This window comes from Pedobacter sp. AC402 (assembly GCF_979252805.1).
The window spans coordinates 1-16,497 of record NZ_CEEDAI010000006.1 but is presented as its reverse complement, the minus strand read 5'-3'; the positions used below and the strand labels follow the sequence as shown (position 1 = coordinate 16,497).

Genomic DNA, 16,497 nt, shown 5'->3' with positions numbered 1-16,497 from the left:
TGGGGTTGCGAAAGTATTAAAAAAGCTTTATTGAACTAATTTTTCTAAAATAATTCACTTGTACCCAAATGGGCATTTACGATGCGGGTAATCTGTTGGCCAAGTTCTTTTGCATTGCCAATGCCTACACTTTTAAGTGCGGCAAGCTGATCGGTTGTTCTGGGCATGCGTTCGGCGATAGATAGTAATGCCAAATCGGATAATACTGCATAATCTTGCGTTCCGCGTTGTGTGGCTATGGTTTTACGCCATTCTACCAGGTTTTTATAAACTTGTGGATTGGAAATTTCTTTGGGTTTAATGCTCGATTTAACAGGTTTTTTAACAGGTTGCTTATTGCTGGCGGCATGTAAGGTGCTGATATAATCTTTAATGGAAAAAGGATTCCATGAAATTTTGAATAAAGCTAATTTAACCTGAAGGGCATCTTTACAGTCGTTTAAGGTGGTAAGCAGCTTATCTGAATGGGTATCGTTATAAAAATTAATGGCCACTATCCGTGCCATGAGCGTCATTACCTGTTCCAGTTTAGGTACGAAATAATCTGAGGCCTTCTGCAAACGTTCCATAAAAGCAGTTTCGGTTGCTGGATTTTCGTGTGTACTTATTTTTGAAAATTCTTTGGTTATAAAGTTTCTGGCAACTTTGAAAATTTCATGCTGAAGAATTTGATTTCCCTGCTCATAAATGGATAAAAAAGCATTTTTTTCATCTTTATCGATGAGTTTAGATCGCCCGAGTTTTTCCCAATCTTTGGCGATAAGTGAAAAATCGAGTAATTCGTGGATAAGGCCCCAGGCATATTGCTGGCTATAACGTTCTAATAGTTCGGGCGTAGGTTTAGCCTGGTGGCTGGCTTTGGTAAAACCGATTACCTTGGCATCAGTGATGATGTTTCCGGCAACTACCGGCGATTTTAAAATCAAGCCTTCTAAACTTCTGCAACGGCTGAGTGCCACATAGGCTTGCCCGTGGGTAAAAGCGGTGCTCACATCTACTATTGCCTGATCAAAAGTTAATCCCTGGCTTTTATGTACGGTAATGGCCCATGCCAGTTTAAATGGGTATTGAGCAAATGAACCGGTACTGGTTTCGTCGATTTTATTTTCGTCGTCGCTAAGGCTGTATTTTACATTCTGCCAAATTTCTTTTTCTACTTCAATTTCCCTGCCATCACTTGTAAAACTTACCTTGATCAAATCTTTATCAATTGCGGTGATTTTTGCAGCTTTACCGTTATAAAATTGCTTTTTACCCGAAGAATCATTTTTAATGAAGATTACCTGGGCACCAAGTTTTAACTGTAGTTTTTCATCGGTAGGATAGGCATCTTTCGGGAAATCGCCACTTACTGCTGCCTTGAATTCGAAAATTTCTCCGGGTAATTTTTCCAAACAGCCCTGGTTAATTTCGTTAACCAGTTGGTTGTGTGTTGTAAGCGTAATGTAATCGTCTTTCCATTCCTGATCCAATGACGGATCATAACGCTCATTCAGTTTTTCAAGCAAGCTGTTATCCAGGTTATTCTCTCTCATGCCGTTCAGGATATCCAGAAATACAGGATCTGATTGGCGGTAAACCTTATCCAATGCAAAAGTGAGCATTGGTGTGGAACGAAAAATTAAACTGTCGAAAAAGTACGGACTGGCATAATATGCGCCTAAAATGTGCCATGCATCATGAAAGATAGGGAGAGCTGATAAAGATCACCAATCATTAACACCTGAACACCACCAAATGGACGGGTAGAACCTTTTACGCGTTTTAAGGTACGATCAATAAAATCAATTATATCGACCCTCACCATACTGATTTCATCGATAATCAAAAGATCAAGGCAACGCAACAATCTGGTTTTTTCGTCAGAATATTTAAAATTAGTTTCTGCGTTTTCATCAACAACGGGAACCAACGGACCAAAAGGAATCTGGAAAAAAGAATGCCAGGTAACTCCACCAGCATTAATTGCAGCAACGGCGGTGGGAGCCACAACAGCAAAATTCTTTTTGGTGGTATCTCTAATTTTCCGCAAAAGTGTGGTTTTACCTGTTCCAGCTTTACCAGTTAAAAAAACAGGTTGGTTGGTGGTGGCTAAAAAATCTAAAAGGAGTTGGTTGTCCGGATCGGGGAAATTCATATCTAGCACAAAAATAACCTATTCGAAATTTATTTGGATACAGATTATGCCCTGTTTTATCCACAATTGCAATTGAAATTAAGATCCATATCCTGCTGAACCTTTAAAAACCATTGATATTTTAATGTAAATATGGTTATGTTTGAAGGCATTCGACAAATGGAACTTATTGTACTGTTTGCTCTGGTGGAGATTGAACTAACAATCAGTATAAGATGATTAAAGAGTTTTTAAGGTATGAATAATGGATTTGCTGATAACAAGCAGGTTAAAGTGGTTTCTACTTTTACTGAGCTTGTGGAAACAGATTTTTATGAAAACGTAAATGCAATTTGCTGGTTTAGAAACCTGGCAGGTGATTTTGGCGAAATTGTGTCTAAACTCGAACTGAAAGAGAACCTGACAGAAGTATCAGTGGAAGCACTTAATGCGCTTGAACTCTCTAAAGAAGGCAGTATAGCAAGAGCAATTATTTTAAATGACTATCAATTATTGGCCGGTTTCGGTGCATCGCCTTCACTCAATCTGCTTAAAAGTTATGAACGTGATGATGAATTTGATTTTATATCAACAGATGTATATTCTTTCCATGTAGACCGTTCGCCAATCGGGACAGATACTTTTTTATGTACCTACCATGGTGCCCCGAGTGAGATTTTAGCTAATGATGAGGCTGAGCAAAAAATTATGATTCCAGAAATCAGGCAAAAGCTTAAAGCATTACATAGTGGTACGGACGCAGAATTTGAAAACTTTTTAAAGGAGCATTATTTCGATCTGCATTATGAGGTCAAAGCCGGTGCTACGCCCATAAATTTAGGATTGGGCCATCTGTGGAGATTAGCGGTAGATCATCCTGAAAAAAAGGTTTTACCATGTGTTCACCGTGCGCCCACTGAAGATGATGGGTTGCTTAGATTGCTTTTAATCTGTTAAAGTAACTGCTTATATTATTTTAAAAATGGGCTTTGCTTGGTGATATAGGTAGGAAATACTCCAACATTATAAAACTAATAAAGATTAACGGCTTGAAAATGAGTTTGTATTTGTTTTTATATTAAAAATTGCAAAAAACATTTTCATAAATTCAATTCAATTTTGTAACATTGCACTCGCAAAAAAGGAATTCCTTTTTTCCGGGCCTATAGCTCAGCTGGTTAGAGTAGAAGACTCATAATCTTTTGGTCCCTGGTTCGAGCCCAGGTGGGCCCACTGCTTTAAACCCCTTTAAGGATAACTTGAAGGGGTTTTTTGTTACATTGAATTCGTATTTAAATAAGGAATTTAGCTAAATCAAATTGTATTTAATGAAGGAAGTTGGAAAAAGGATATTCCAAATCTGATATTGGATTTTACGCTGATAGGTTATTCAAAATTTAAATTATTGTTGAATATTTAATCCTCAGGTTTTAGCGTTAGCATTATATAGCTTTTTTGTTTTTACAGGTACCCATTTGCTATCACAATAGATCATACTGAAGCAGGCCCTACATAAAATGTAGCGCCTGCGCCCAAAAAAGTTGCCTAATTATGATTAGATCTTTTCAAGAAAAAAGTTATCACCTGTAGGCTGTGCCATTTACAGGTTTATAAAAGTATAAGGTTGCAGATGTGCTGGTAGGCCCGGTTTTAAAAGTAACTGAAGCTTGCCTGTACGCAAGATTGCCACTCAATGTCTGACAGATTGCGGGGCCGCCAAAGTTTTTTACACCTAATATTACACTTTGGTTTGTAGCGCTAAGTTTACAAAAGCCACCGAATGTATAAGTTGTGTTAGGAGTTAGTCCTGTAATTGTTTGTTCAATAGTTGTTTCTCCACCTTGTAAGCGAACTGCTTTTGATCCCAATGCTGCATCAGTGTTTACTATGCTGGCCGTGCCAGATCCCGTTCCATACATCCCAAGGTGCAAAGTTGCCACTTTCAAAATCGCCATTGGTTAAGCTGCTGTTTTTATAAACCCTCACATAATCTACCTGCATACTGAAAGGAAGATTTAAATTGTTAATGGCACCCGGCCATCCTGCCCCACCTGCCTGATTCAGGATTACATAAAATGGAACATCAAAAAGGATACTGTTGCCACCCTCCCGAGGTTAACTTACTGTAGGTATATTGGAGTGTACCGTTTAGATAAAACTTAACAGCTGATGGATCCCATTCGATTGCATACAGTATTAAATTCAGTTGCGTTATATCGTGCTGCTTTTGTTGCGGTACTTGAGCCATTTGCATTTGTAACCACGCTGTTGTGTATGGTGTGATGAATAAGGGCTTCGTTGTTTGCATGCTCCATAATGTCTATTTCGCCACAATCAGGCCAACTTCCCGAATGCGCTGTTGCGGGTTCGGGCATCATCCATATAGCCGGCCATGCAGTCCCTGCCCTTAGGGTAAACTTAGCCCTTACCTCAATTTTTCCAAAAGCAATACTAAATTTACCTAAAGAGCGAACCCCTCCTGAAATGATAAGGCACCAGGGTCTCCAGCAATCGTAGCATTATCCATCCTTAACTGCATGTTACTGCCTATCCTGTACAGACATAACTGGCAGATGAGGTGAGGTACTTATTTCCAGGCAACTGTTCCTGCGGGAAGCATATTCCCATTTATCAGCATCAAAGAGATCCCGTAGAATTAAATTCATCTGCCCAAACTAATGTATATGCTGCTGGTTTGTAGACAACACTGCGAGGGGTACGTCTCTCCAGTGCTTAAGTTTTCGTCTGCTGGCTTATCTTGTTTTTTACGGGATGTTACCGCTAATCCGATCAGGATTGCTGATAAAGCCAAATTTTGATGTAATGTTTTCATTTGATTTTTTTGGTTAATAAAAGGTTATCTAATTGGTTAATTAATTGTATCTATTTGTATTGTGCACTAACATCCTAATCCCCTATTTTTATATATGTAAACGGTTAATATGGGCTTGCAATAAATTTCTACATTGGAAATCATTACGTTTGAATTTGTTACCTTTTTTAATTGAGATATATTAAAATTGGCGTCTCAAACGGTTGACCTGATTATGGGTATATGTATTACTAATTCCTTCATGTAATGAATTAGATTTAGTAGTTTTTGTTTCTAAACTATAATCCTAGAATGGATAAATTATTACGAAGAGTTGTTTGATATTTAATTGTGACACCAACAAGGGTAATCCAGTTGTGTCGGATACTGTTCCTTTAATTAATTTTTAGCAAATGCTTTAGAACTAATAAGATACAGTACTATTAAGACGAGTGGTTTTTCTTATACATACCTCTGATTTTGTTTTTTGTTTAAACAAGATTACAAACACATCAAAGTATTGTAGAGGGGTAAAATTTTAAAAAATGGGGGACAAACTTACAAATACACCATTTTTTATTTCATAATATTATAAAGGAGTAGGCAAGCATTCATTTTTGAGGCCGGACTGGTTTGATTGTAAATCCTACAGAAACGTGTAAACATTAAAAATTACAGCTGTCTGTAATAGTTCAAAACTGGCTTAATTTTTTCTAATTCATATATGTTATGAAGTTTAGCTTTCTTAGTATCTGATACTTTTTGTGTCTTTAAAAGCCGTTTTAGGATAATTTCAATTATCTTTTTTCATTTTTAGTGGTTAGGTTCAGCAACTTTTGATTAATTTAGTTAGAAACTTGTGTAAATCATCAAAACTTAAGAAATACTTGAGAAATAATGATTTAAAAAGAATTAAATTCCTATTGCCATCACAATAGATCATACTGAAGCAGGCCCTACATAAAATGTAGCGCCTGCGCCAAAAAAGTTGCCTAATTGTGATTAGATCTTTTCAAGAAAAAAGTTATCACCGTAGGCTGTGCCACTTACAGGTTTATAAAAGTATAAGGTTGCAGATGTGCTGGTAGGCCCGGTTTTAAAAGTAACTGAAGCTTGCCTGTACGCAAGATTGCCACTCAATGTCTGAGATATTGCGGAGCCGCCAAAGTTTTTTACACCTACTATAACACTTTCATTTGCAGCACTAAGTTTGGCATAGCCACCAAATGTATATTCTGTATTAGGGGATAAGCCCGTAATCTCTTGTTCCATACTAGTTTCTCCACCTTGCAAACGTAACGCTTTTGTTCCCAGTGCTGCATCAGTACTTATAACACTAGCAGTTCCTGATGGATTCCACGCATACCATGGAGATAGGTTACCACTTTCAAAATCGCCATTGGTTAAACTGCTGTTTTTGTATAATCTGATGTAATCAACTTCTAATTTGTAGGGCAAGGCAGATTGTGTAATTAATGTGCCTTCTACAGATTGATTGAGAATTACAAAAAAGGGCTGATCATATGGCCATCTTCTCCAAGTATCTCCTACTTGCTTGGTGTAAGTATATGTTGAGACTCCATTTACAAAAAATTTTAAGTACGTTGGTGTCCATTCCAACGCGTAGGTATTATACACATTTTTGTTATAGCCAGGCCTAGCGCTTGAAGCCTGGGAACTAGGATGGTAGCATTTGAAAATACATTATTTCTTATCTCATTACTGGTGCCAAAATGCTCCATAATGTCGAGTTCACCCGAATTAGGCCAACCTCCATAAACACCTCCTCCATATGGTGCTGGCATCATCCAGAAAGCAGGCCAAGATCCAATACCTTCATTAAATTTCGCACGAATTTCAATCTTTCCATATTTAAAAAACATTTGCCCGCCCCCTGTATGTACTCCGCTAAAATGTAATGGGTCAGTATTTCCTGGAATAACAGCATTATCTGCTTTAATTACAAGGTTTCCGCCAACTTGATTTACATAATTTGGATCACTAATCATGTACTTTCTAAATCTAGAAGATCCGCGGTCTATATACTGCCAGTTATTCGCATCAAATGCTCCGTCGTTATTAAATTCATCTGCCCAAACTAATGTATATGCTGCGGGTTTGTAGACAACACTGCGAGGGGTAGTCTCTCCAGTGCTTAATTTTTCGTCTGCTGGCTTATCTTGTTTTTTACAGGATGTTACCGCTAATCCGATCAGGATTGCTGATAAAGCCAAATTTTGATGTAATGTTTTCATCTGATTTTTTGGTCAATAAAAGGTTTTATAATTGGTTAATTGTAAGCGTACATATTCGTTTAGTTTACCACAGGAATGGGTGCAAAATAATAGGTGTGGGTAGCATCATTTGGAATATTTTTCAGCGGTACTTCTGATGGATCGCGGTTTGCTAGTGTTTTTGCAACTGTTTCAGTTCTAATTAAATCAAACCATCTGGCAGCAGGTTCGCAACCTGCAAATTCCCAACCTCTTTCATCAATTACTGCATTTCTAAAATCCACCTGCGATAAGCCCGCAGCAAGATCTGGCAGACCAGCACGTTTTCTTACGTCATTGATTGCCGAATAAGCCGAACCATCTACTCCGGATGACATTGCAGTGGCTTCGGCATAGGTTAAGAGTACTTCAGCGTAACGAAGCACAAATACGGTATGGCTGCCCCACCAATTGCTCATGGAGTGGTTTGTTTGATTATAAAATACATCGTCGTTATACTTGGTAAAGTATGGATGTTTATGTAGCAACTGGGTATAATCTACAGGTTTGGTAACATCATTTTTCAGGTAATAAGTTTTTCTATAGGTAGCGTCTTTTCTTGGTCCTTCAGGGAAATTGTTGTAAAAGTTAATTTCGCCAAAAGCTTCATCCCAGCCACCTTCTTCACCCGGCATAAAATTAGCAGGCCCCATTTGGCTACCATTTTCCCAATTTAAACCAGGTGCCTGGTTATTGTAGTAGCATGCAAATACTGCTTCTTTATTAAATTTGCCCTCTTTGCTAAAAACTCCTGCAAAGCTTGGTAGCAGATCATAATTCCACTTGGCTTTATTATCTATTACTTCTTTAGCTTTTTTTGCTGCCAATGCATATTTATCTGTTTGCTTAAGCGGCCATCCGGCCATTGTGAGGTATACATTGGCCATTAAGGCTTTCGCCGATCCAATTGTTGGAAATATATTCACACCTCCATTATTCATTTTTCCCGACCAATTATCTGGCAGCATTGTTTCTGCTTTGCTGAGATCTGCCAAAATTAATTCATAAATTTTTCCTGGTTCGGCATTGGCTCGGGCACCATCTATAGTGGGGGTGGTAATCAATGGTACAGCACCCCAAGCCCTGGTAAGGAAAAAATAACTTACCGCCCTGTAAAAATAGGCCAGGCCAGCAGCATTGGCTCTTTGAGCATCTGTGGCACCTGTAGCCCCATTATAGTTTTGAATGAGTGCATTAGATGATTTGATTGTTTTGTAAAAATAAATCCACCAATTGGTCATTCTATCATTGGATGAGTTGGCCTGAAATGTATCGAAATCAGAAAAACCAATTTTATTTCCACCGCGGAATGTGGTAATGTCATCACTTCCAAACGTAATTGCCATTCCGCCAGTCTGGTTCCATGCACCATTAAACATCAGGCTTATGCCGAGAGAAGCCTGTTCCAGATCATTTCCGTTTTTATAAAAAGTTACTGGCAAAATGCTCCCTTTTGGGTCTTCTTGTAAGAAACTTTTTTTACAAGAGCCAGTTGCCAATAAAATGACAACCAATATTAAAATATACTTTTTCATGCGATTAGCTTTTTTGATGGTGATTAAAAATTAACTCCTAAACCGATGGTTAAGGTTTTTGGTGATGGGTAGGCGCCCATATCAATTCCAGCATCTGCATCGCTGGAAGCCGGGGTTGATGTTGCTTCCGGATCATACCCTTTGTATTTTGTAAAAGTGAAGTAGTTTTGCGCGCTGGCCGTAATTTTTAATGCAGAAATGTTGTGGATTAACCTTTTCGGTAGCGTATACGAAAGGCTAATATTCTTCAATCTAACATAGCTGCCGTTTTGCAGAAACTGAGTTGATTCTATATAATTGCGATTGGTTTTACTAGCCGGATTTGCCCAGATTGCCGACGTGTTTTGAGGCGTCCAATAATTCTTGGTTTCTTGAAGCGTAGGGTAGGCAACATCGCTACTCGGTATTGCCGCTGCGGCATAAGTGGCGTTAAAAATTTTATTGCCAAATGAACCCTGGAAGAACACATTGAGCTCCAAATTTTTGTAAGTGATATTATTATTAAAGCCAAGCTGATATTTAGGTGTTGCCGTACCAGATACCACACGATCTTCAAATCCTATACTGTTATTTCCGCTAACATCTTTATAATTATTATCTCCAGCTTTATATCCCATTTTGGCATTATCCTGGTTATAGATTCCTTGCCATGGAATTAAAAAAAATGTACCCAGCGGTTCTCCCACCTTTACCGCCTGAATATTTGTTGTAAGTAAGCCACCGCCAATATTACCTCTAAAAACGATATCATCTTTACCCAGGCTTACAACCTTGTTTTTATTAAACGAAGCCGTAAAACCAGTATTCCATGTAAAATTATCGGTTTTAATAGGTACGGCGTCAAAAGTAAATTCAAAGCCCTGGTTACTTACTTCACCAATGTTTTTAAGTAATGAACCTCCGCCATCATAATCGTTAATCCTGGTAAATAGAAGTAAATCGTGGGTATTTTTTTTATAGTAATCGGCAACAATGTTTATACGGCGGTTAAATAGGCTTAAGTCTAACCCAATATCCGTTTGATGTGTTGTTTCCCATTTTACATTTGGCGTTGGAGGACTTCCGAGTGTATATCCCTGTAGCATTAACTTGTGTACCATATGAGTAAAGTACGGGCGTTAATAAGCCAAGGGTGCTGTATGCGGCAATACTTTGATTTCCGATTATTCCCCATCCTCCTCGTAGCTTCAACTCTGATATAAAGCCAAGCTTTTTTATAAATTCTTCTTCTGATAATTTCCAACCTAAACTAAAAGACGGGAAATTCCCCCACTTATTTTGCTCCTGAAATTTGGATGAACCATCTCTTCTGACAGACGCTGTTAGTAAATACCTATTGTTGAAACTATAAGCAACACGCCCCATAAAAGATAACATAGCAGATTTTGAGTAACCTGAAGAGATACTTTGAGATCCATTTAGCCCTAAATTATAATAAGAATTCTTGTCAGTAGGGAGATTTGATCCTGTTGCATTAAAGCTAGTTGAAGTTGATGAAGTATTTTCAACAACAGCAGTAACCGTGATGTTGTGTTTTTCTTTAATGGTTTTATGAAACGTTAAAATATTACTATTTTGGAAAGTGTAGCTTTCTGAAAGCCCTTGTCCGGCACCCATATTTCCCTGGGAAATCCAATTATTCCTTAGATAGGCACTTTTCCCTATTGCACCATCCAAAGCTGCATTAACAGATAAATTTAACCAATCTGTTATGGCGTAAGTTAGTTTTCCGTTAAATAACCCGGCGTTATTTAAAGATAGGTTATTGGCTTCTTTAAGCATCATGATGGGATTTGCCCACAATGGAGAAATTCCATTTCTGTTGTACATGTTTTTCGCCTCATCGTCATAAACCTTCTCCGTTGGTGCCCAGGTTAAACCTGCCATAACAGGATTTCCTTTAAAGCCAATGTCTCCATTATTTTTAGAGTTGGTTCAGCTGCACCAGCATGTTTAAACCAAAGGTGATTTTATTGCTTATTTTGAATTCTAAATTACTCCGTAGGCCAAATTTTTCCTGGTTGCTGTTCAATAGCAAACCGTTTTGATTAATGTAACTTCCTGATATGAAGTATTTCGACTTTTCGGTTCCGCCAGACATTGAGAGTTGGTGGCTTTGGCTGATGGCATTGTTAAATATTAAATCTTGCCAGTCGGTTGTATTTCCAGTAAAAGATTGCGGATCAGGAAATACGTTGGCACCCATTCTGTAATTAACAGTTGTAGCATAAGTTTGCGCATCCATTAATTCATACTTTTTTATTGGCTTATTAAAACTGACAAAGCTGTTGTAAGCAATTTTTGCATCGCCTGTTAAGCCTTTCTTAGTTGTAATGATAATCACACCGTTTGCGCCTCTGGAGCCATATACAGCAGTTGCTGATGCATCTTTTAATAACTCGAATGATTCAATGTCATTAACATTAATATCCTGCAGGTTAATACTGGTTATGGCAATTCCATCTACTACATATAACGGAGAGTTTGCACCGTTTACTGAATTTGCCCCTCTAATCCTAATCTTAACCTGTCCTCCGGGAGCTCCAGAGTTATTGTTAACTGATACACCGGCTAATCTTCCCTGCAATGCAGATGAGATATTTAATACAGGCTGATCTTTATAGGCTTTTGCGTTTAAGGTGGCAATTGCTCCTGTTAAATCTGTTCTCTTTTGTGCTCCATAACCAACTACCACTACATTTTCTAATGTATTGGTGAGTTCATTTAAAACAACATTAATGTTTGAGCTTTTTAGCGTCGCTTTAGTTTGCGTTTCATAGCCAACGTAACTAAATGTTAGTAAGGTGCCATCTGGAACTTGGATGGAATAGCTGCCAGAATTATTGGTGCTGGTATTGTTACCTCCCTTATAACCAATTGTTACACCAACAAGGGGCAATCCAGTTTTGTCGGAAACTGTTCCTTTAATTAATTTTTGAGCAAATGCTATAGAACTAACAATGCACAGTGCTACTAAGACGAGTAGTTTTTTCTTATACATACCTCTGATTTTGTTTTTTGTTTGAACAAGATTACAAACACAATGAGGCATTGTAGGGGGGTGAAATTTTAAAAAATGGGGGACAAACTTACAAATACACCATATTTTATTTCATACTATTATTAGGAAACAGATGAGGTATTTCACTTCATTTAATGCGAAATTGTATGGTCTCTATTAAATGTGTTCCGGTATTTTTTGATGTAATCAGAAGGGACGAGACCAAACAACTTATAAAAATGTTTTCTAAAATACTTAACATCTGCAATACCAACTTCGAATGCTGCCTGATTGATATTTATATCGCTTGTTAACATTATTAAGGCTGCTTTTCTTATCCTAATGGAACGTATAAATCCATTAACGGATAATCCTGATATGTCTTTTATTTTAGTGTTTAGGCTTGAGTAACTCATCCCCATTTCTTTTGCCAGATGCTTAACCGTAAATTCATCATCATCCAGTTTGGTTTCTACCATGGTAATGCATTTTTCAAGGAAAGTTTTGTGTGTTACGGGTACTTTCGAAGTAGTTCTTTGTAAGGTAATTACCTCAAGGAAATAATGCTGCAATTTGGTTTTATTCTCCAACAGGCGTTCAACCTTAGCCACCAGTAATGTTTTATCGAATGGCTTTGTAATGTAATCAACAGCACCGCTTTCAATTCCGTCAAGCCTCATTTCATCAGTATTATTTCCCGTTAACAGAATTACCGGAATGTGGCTTATAGCTGGGTTATCTTTAATTAAACGGCAAAGTTCAATGCCATTCAATCCAGGCATATGTAAATCAGTAATAATCAGATCAGGTGCCAGTTCCTCTGCCATCGATAAACCACCTGTTCCATCTTTCGATTCGTAAATAACCAGGTTTTCGTAAAAAATATCTTTGATATACTTCCTAATCTCTTCATTATCATCAATAATTAATAACGATTTTTTTTCTGTAACCATTAAATTAGTAGGCATTGCTTTTTCTTCAGCTATTTGCTCATTCTCATAATTAAATGGTAAGGCATAATTTTCAAAAGGAAGGAAAGAATCAACATCGTTAAGCGTTTGATGTTCACATATTGGCAATAAAATTTCAAAGATGGTTCCTGTACCCAATTTGCTTTTGTATGAAATTTTACCTTGTTGCTGCTCAATGAATTTTTTAGCAAGATATAATCCTATACCAAATCCTGTATTTTTTCTGTCAGACTGAGGTTTTACCTGATAAAAATTTTCAAACAGCTTGTCGCCGATATCTTCAGCAATCCCAGGTCCACTATCATTTATGGTAACGATGAGTAATTGATCAATTTTTTCTATCTCGAACGAAATGTTTCCTCCTGTTGGAGTAAATTTAATTGCATTGGCCAGTACATTAAAAATTGCTATTTCTGTTTTTTCGCGGTCAATTTCCAATGTTAATTCATCAGCCTTAAAGCAAAATACATAATCAAATTGCCTATGCTTCGCCTGTTGCAAAAAGTAAGCGTAAATGTCGTAGCAAAACACTTTGAAGTTAACCGTTGATGTTTTCAAATCGTCAAATCCGCTATCTGCTTTTCTGATTAATAATAGCTGATCTACAAGACTCAGTAACCTTTTGGCATTGCGATAGGCAATATTAAGTTCATTTGAGGGGGTGGGATCATTTTCTTGTTTGATGAGTTCCTTTAATGGATTTAAAATTAAAGTTAGCGGTGTTCGGAATTCATGTGATATACTGGTAAAAAATGAGAGTCTCTTTTACATGAAGTTCTTTCTCTTTCTTTTTCGATTGTTACAAGCTTTATTTGATAGGCAGATTCCTGTTTACCCGCCTTATATTTATAAAATACAACTATGATTGTTCCTGCAATTCCGAAATAAAATATATAAGCCCACCAGGTATAGTACCAGGGTGGGAGAACCCTGATTTTTATCAGTTCAATGCTTTTATTCCAATCGCCGTTTCTATTGGTAGCTTTGGCTTCTAAAATGTATGCTCCTTCTGGCAGGTGCGTATAATTAGCTGTTCTTACGTTACCAGCGTAGTTCCATTGTGTATCTCTTCCTTTTAAGCGATATGCATATTGAATTTTATCGGGGGCTGAAAATTCGGGTGCTAAAAATGTAAAAGTTACTGTCGAGGTATTGTAGGGGATATTAAGCTCCAATTGCGAACCAAATTTGGTTTTTGATACATACTTTTTATAATTGTTAACGGTGAGGTTGTTTAATTTTACTTCATCTATAAAAAGAGACTGAGGAAAACCGGCAGGTTGCTGTTTATCCATTTTAATTGCTGATGGTTTGAATGCGTTAAATCCCTTAATCCCACCGAACAAAAAAATGCCGTTTGAACACGCAAGAGCTGCATTATAATTGAATTGATTGCTTTGCAGGCCATCTGATTGGGAATAATTGCGAAATTGCTTTTTTCTGATATTAAAGCAGCTTCAAGCCATTGTAGGTGCTCAACCATAAATTAAGTTCGTTATCTTCTAAAATATTTAAAATAGCATTATTTGGAAGGCCACTTTGTTCTGTAAAGCGTTGAAAATGCATGTTCGTTTGGTCGAAAAGAAGAAGGCCTCCACCTTCGGTGCCAATCCATAATCTTTGCATTTTATCTTCGTGAATTGTACGTACAGGATAACCAACATTAAATCGTTGAATCTTTCCGCTCTTTTTGTTAATTTTAATAAGAGAATTAAAATCGCCTGCCCATAACGCACCCATCCGGTCTTCTCCGAGGCTTATTATATCTTTAATGTTTACAAATAAATCAAACGCATCTTTCTTTTTGTTAAAGCGATACAATCCTCCATTAATGGCACTTACCCACAGTGTACCCGAAAGATCTTGGTAGAGTTTCCAGCAAAACCGGTCTTCAGTTTTTGTTTGCGTATTATAGAGTTTATACCGCTTAAAGTTTATAGCTCCAGTATTTTTGTCGTTGTAAACGTTAATGCCATTGCTCCAGGTACTTACCCATATTTGGTTTAAATTATCCCTGATCATTGAAGTCACAAAATTGCCGCTAAGCGAATTTTGATCACCTGGTATATTCTTTATGGTGGTAAAATTGCTTACTCGGCTATCCCATTCTTTTATGCCGCCGCCATCGGTGCCAACCCAAATCTTTCCATAAGTATTTTCACAAAAAGCCGTTATAATATCTACATTTCGGTTGTTTTTGATCGTGTTGTTGTGTGAAAATGTACTAAACAATGCCTTGTTTGGCTCAATAATTATAATGCCGCTTCTTAGGGTTCCAATCCATTTCCGTTTTTCACGGTCTTCATATATCGAATAAATTACAGGGTTTGTATTATCAGATAAAGTTCCGCCATAACTATATTTTCGCGGTATTGATTCTCCGGGGATATCGTGAAAATTCCGTTTCCATCAGATGCGATCCAGAGGATTTTCTGACTGTCTAGACTAATGTGATTAATTTTCTTTTGCGCCAGCATAACGGGCAACATCGATTGCCTGGTTAATGAATATTGATGCAGCCCCATGTCTGTCGCTATCCAAATATTGCCCAGTGATCTGCCACAATTGTACTGGCTTCAGTTATCAGCGTATTGCTTACTTCCAGCCTGTTTTTTTTGCTGTTGTATTTACATAGGCCAACATTTTTAACCATCGTCCATAATTCATTTTGGTTGTTTAAGGTGATGGCTCATGCAGCGTAATTAAAACTAATTAAATTTTTATGCTTATAGAGTGGAAATCTGTTCTGCTTTATTCGAAACAAAATTATAGGTCAATAATCCTTCTACTTCTGATGCGATGAACACATGGTGTAAAGCATCTTCTTTTATGGCGTTTATATTCCCTTTTTCAACCTGGCGTGATACCCTTGCCGGAAACACTTTTGAAATTGATATTAGAAAATTGGTTAATGGAATAGTTAAATCGACTAATCCCATTGCGTGTTCCAATCCATATTTGGTTAAGGTGATCTTGTGTTATACAGTTGATGCGGTTATTTATCAATGAATTAGGATTCGAAAGGTTATTTCGATATACAATAAAATGATATCCATCGTATCGGGTTAAACCATCATAAGTACCAATCCACATTAATCCACGTTTATCCTGGTAAATAGTCGTTACATCATTATTGGGTATGCCACTGTTAACATCAATAAACTTAAACGGCAGGAATTTGCGCATGTAGAAATAAATTTGGAATAACTATAAAGAAAAGTACAGCACTTAGGATGACATGCAGTTTCCGAAACATATTAGCGCGTAATTAAGCGTTATAAATAATAGAGTTAGGTATTAACGTACTATATGGTTTGTTTAATAGAATTAAAAGGAAGACAATAAATAGCATCATGTAATTTTAGTCATTATAAAAAGCCACGATGAAATTACAATATATTGTTTATTTAAGCTAAACATTTTAATTAAAAGTTTAGTTATGTTAAACATTTTGATGCTCTGATTCTTTGACAAATAATATTTTTCCATAAATTAATTTTGGCTATCATTAAAATGTTAGGCATTATTTTTATAAAATCTAATTGTCAATCATTATTTTAGTTTAGAAATTACAAGAAATAAAATAAGCAATTATGAGAGCAATTAATCCCTGGATCAACTTCAATGGAAATGCCGAAGAAGCATTTACTTTTTATAAATCAGTTTTTGGCGGTGAAGCGGCGCACGAAAAACGCGAAAGCGTTTCACGATAAATGCGAAAACCAGTGGTGTTAGCGAGGTAGACCTGGTTAATATCGGCTTGCATAACCGAACCAGTAGGTTACACAT

The 16,497-nt window shown here is 37.1% G+C and carries 16 protein-coding genes, 1 tRNA gene and 2 pseudogenes; 3 read left to right on the top strand and 16 right to left on the bottom strand.

The window, feature by feature from the left end; genetic code table 11:
• Positions 1 to 44: 44 nt before the first annotated feature.
• The gene (locus AC0IWE_RS04360; protein ID WP_471792083.1) at positions 45 to 1,604 is read right to left on the bottom strand and encodes an HRDC domain-containing protein; all 1,560 of its coding nucleotides are present in this window, start codon (positions 1,602 to 1,604) and stop codon (positions 45 to 47) included.
• 56 nt (positions 1,605 to 1,660) lie between these two features.
• Positions 1,661 to 2,137: an AAA family ATPase gene (locus AC0IWE_RS04355; RefSeq protein WP_471792082.1), complete on the bottom strand. Its 477-nt coding sequence runs from the start codon at positions 2,135 to 2,137 to the stop codon at positions 1,661 to 1,663.
• A 237-nt stretch (positions 2,138 to 2,374) separates the two neighbouring features.
• On the opposite strand from AC0IWE_RS04355, the gene AC0IWE_RS04350 reads away from it, so the two are divergent.
• A complete protein-coding gene (locus tag AC0IWE_RS04350) occupies positions 2,375 to 3,073 on the top strand; it encodes a DUF1826 domain-containing protein (RefSeq protein WP_471792081.1) in 699 nt (232 codons plus the stop codon).
• A gap of 202 nt (positions 3,074 to 3,275) precedes the next feature.
• Positions 3,276 to 3,349 (top strand) — tRNA-Ile (locus AC0IWE_RS04345).
• A 347-nt stretch (positions 3,350 to 3,696) separates the two neighbouring features.
• Here AC0IWE_RS04345 and AC0IWE_RS04340 read toward each other — a convergent pair.
• The 14 genes and pseudogenes from AC0IWE_RS04340 to AC0IWE_RS04275 form a co-directional block, all read right to left on the bottom strand.
• The gene (locus AC0IWE_RS04340) at positions 3,697 to 4,071 is read right to left on the bottom strand and encodes a carbohydrate binding domain-containing protein (RefSeq protein ID WP_471792080.1); all 375 of its coding nucleotides are present in this window, start codon (positions 4,069 to 4,071) and stop codon (positions 3,697 to 3,699) included.
• 204 nt (positions 4,072 to 4,275) lie between these two features.
• The gene (locus AC0IWE_RS04335; protein ID WP_471792401.1) at positions 4,276 to 4,602 is read right to left on the bottom strand and encodes a glycoside hydrolase family 16 protein; all 327 of its coding nucleotides are present in this window, start codon (positions 4,600 to 4,602) and stop codon (positions 4,276 to 4,278) included.
• A gap of 1,328 nt (positions 4,603 to 5,930) precedes the next feature.
• The gene (locus tag AC0IWE_RS04330; protein WP_471792079.1) at positions 5,931 to 6,566 is read right to left on the bottom strand and encodes a carbohydrate binding domain-containing protein; all 636 of its coding nucleotides are present in this window, start codon (positions 6,564 to 6,566) and stop codon (positions 5,931 to 5,933) included.
• Positions 6,524 to 7,183 carry a glycoside hydrolase family 16 protein gene (locus AC0IWE_RS04325; RefSeq protein WP_471792078.1) on the bottom strand — a complete coding sequence of 220 codons (660 nt, stop codon included), beginning with the start codon at positions 7,181 to 7,183 and terminating at the stop codon, positions 6,524 to 6,526. Before AC0IWE_RS04325 ends, AC0IWE_RS04330 begins: the two co-directional genes overlap by 43 nt.
• Positions 7,184 to 7,242: 59 nt before the next feature.
• Positions 7,243 to 8,736: a RagB/SusD family nutrient uptake outer membrane protein gene (locus AC0IWE_RS04320; protein ID WP_471792077.1), complete on the bottom strand. Its 1,494-nt coding sequence runs from the start codon at positions 8,734 to 8,736 to the stop codon at positions 7,243 to 7,245.
• Between the two features lie 23 nt (positions 8,737 to 8,759).
• Positions 8,760 to 9,836 carry a hypothetical protein gene (locus AC0IWE_RS04315; RefSeq protein WP_471792076.1) on the bottom strand — a complete coding sequence of 359 codons (1,077 nt, stop codon included), beginning with the start codon at positions 9,834 to 9,836 and terminating at the stop codon, positions 8,760 to 8,762.
• Positions 9,724 to 10,623: a hypothetical protein gene (locus AC0IWE_RS04310; protein ID WP_471792075.1), complete on the bottom strand. Its 900-nt coding sequence runs from the start codon at positions 10,621 to 10,623 to the stop codon at positions 9,724 to 9,726. Before AC0IWE_RS04310 ends, AC0IWE_RS04315 begins: the two co-directional genes overlap by 113 nt.
• A 37-nt stretch (positions 10,624 to 10,660) precedes the next feature.
• Positions 10,661 to 11,737: a SusC/RagA family TonB-linked outer membrane protein gene (locus AC0IWE_RS04305; RefSeq protein WP_471792074.1), complete on the bottom strand. Its 1,077-nt coding sequence runs from the start codon at positions 11,735 to 11,737 to the stop codon at positions 10,661 to 10,663.
• A 152-nt stretch (positions 11,738 to 11,889) separates the two neighbouring features.
• The gene (locus AC0IWE_RS04300; RefSeq protein ID WP_471792073.1) at positions 11,890 to 13,266 is read right to left on the bottom strand and encodes a response regulator; all 1,377 of its coding nucleotides are present in this window, start codon (positions 13,264 to 13,266) and stop codon (positions 11,890 to 11,892) included.
• Positions 13,267 to 13,335: 69 nt separating this feature from the next.
• Positions 13,336 to 13,416 (bottom strand): annotated as a pseudogene (locus tag AC0IWE_RS04295) (hypothetical protein); the annotation flags it as partial.
• A 5-nt stretch (positions 13,417 to 13,421) separates the two neighbouring features.
• Positions 13,422 to 14,003, bottom strand: coding sequence for a triple tyrosine motif-containing protein (locus tag AC0IWE_RS04290; RefSeq protein ID WP_471792072.1), 582 nt, complete (start codon positions 14,001 to 14,003; stop codon positions 13,422 to 13,424).
• A gap of 151 nt (positions 14,004 to 14,154) precedes the next feature.
• Positions 14,155 to 14,940, bottom strand: coding sequence for a ligand-binding sensor domain-containing protein (locus AC0IWE_RS04285; protein WP_471792071.1), 786 nt, complete (start codon positions 14,938 to 14,940; stop codon positions 14,155 to 14,157).
• A gap of 494 nt (positions 14,941 to 15,434) precedes the next feature.
• Positions 15,435 to 15,647 (bottom strand): hypothetical protein, encoded by a 213-nt coding sequence (locus AC0IWE_RS04280; protein ID WP_471792420.1) that lies wholly within the window; start codon positions 15,645 to 15,647, stop codon positions 15,435 to 15,437.
• On the bottom strand, positions 15,559 to 15,894 hold the full coding sequence (locus AC0IWE_RS04275) for a ligand-binding sensor domain-containing protein (protein ID WP_471792070.1): 336 nt from the start codon (positions 15,892 to 15,894) through the stop codon (positions 15,559 to 15,561). Before AC0IWE_RS04275 ends, AC0IWE_RS04280 begins: the two co-directional genes overlap by 89 nt.
• Positions 15,895 to 16,301: 407 nt before the next feature.
• On the opposite strand from AC0IWE_RS04275, the pseudogene AC0IWE_RS04270 reads away from it, so the two are divergent.
• Positions 16,302 to 16,385 (top strand): annotated as a pseudogene (locus AC0IWE_RS04270) (VOC family protein); the annotation flags it as partial.
• Positions 16,386 to 16,497 lie beyond the last annotated feature (112 nt).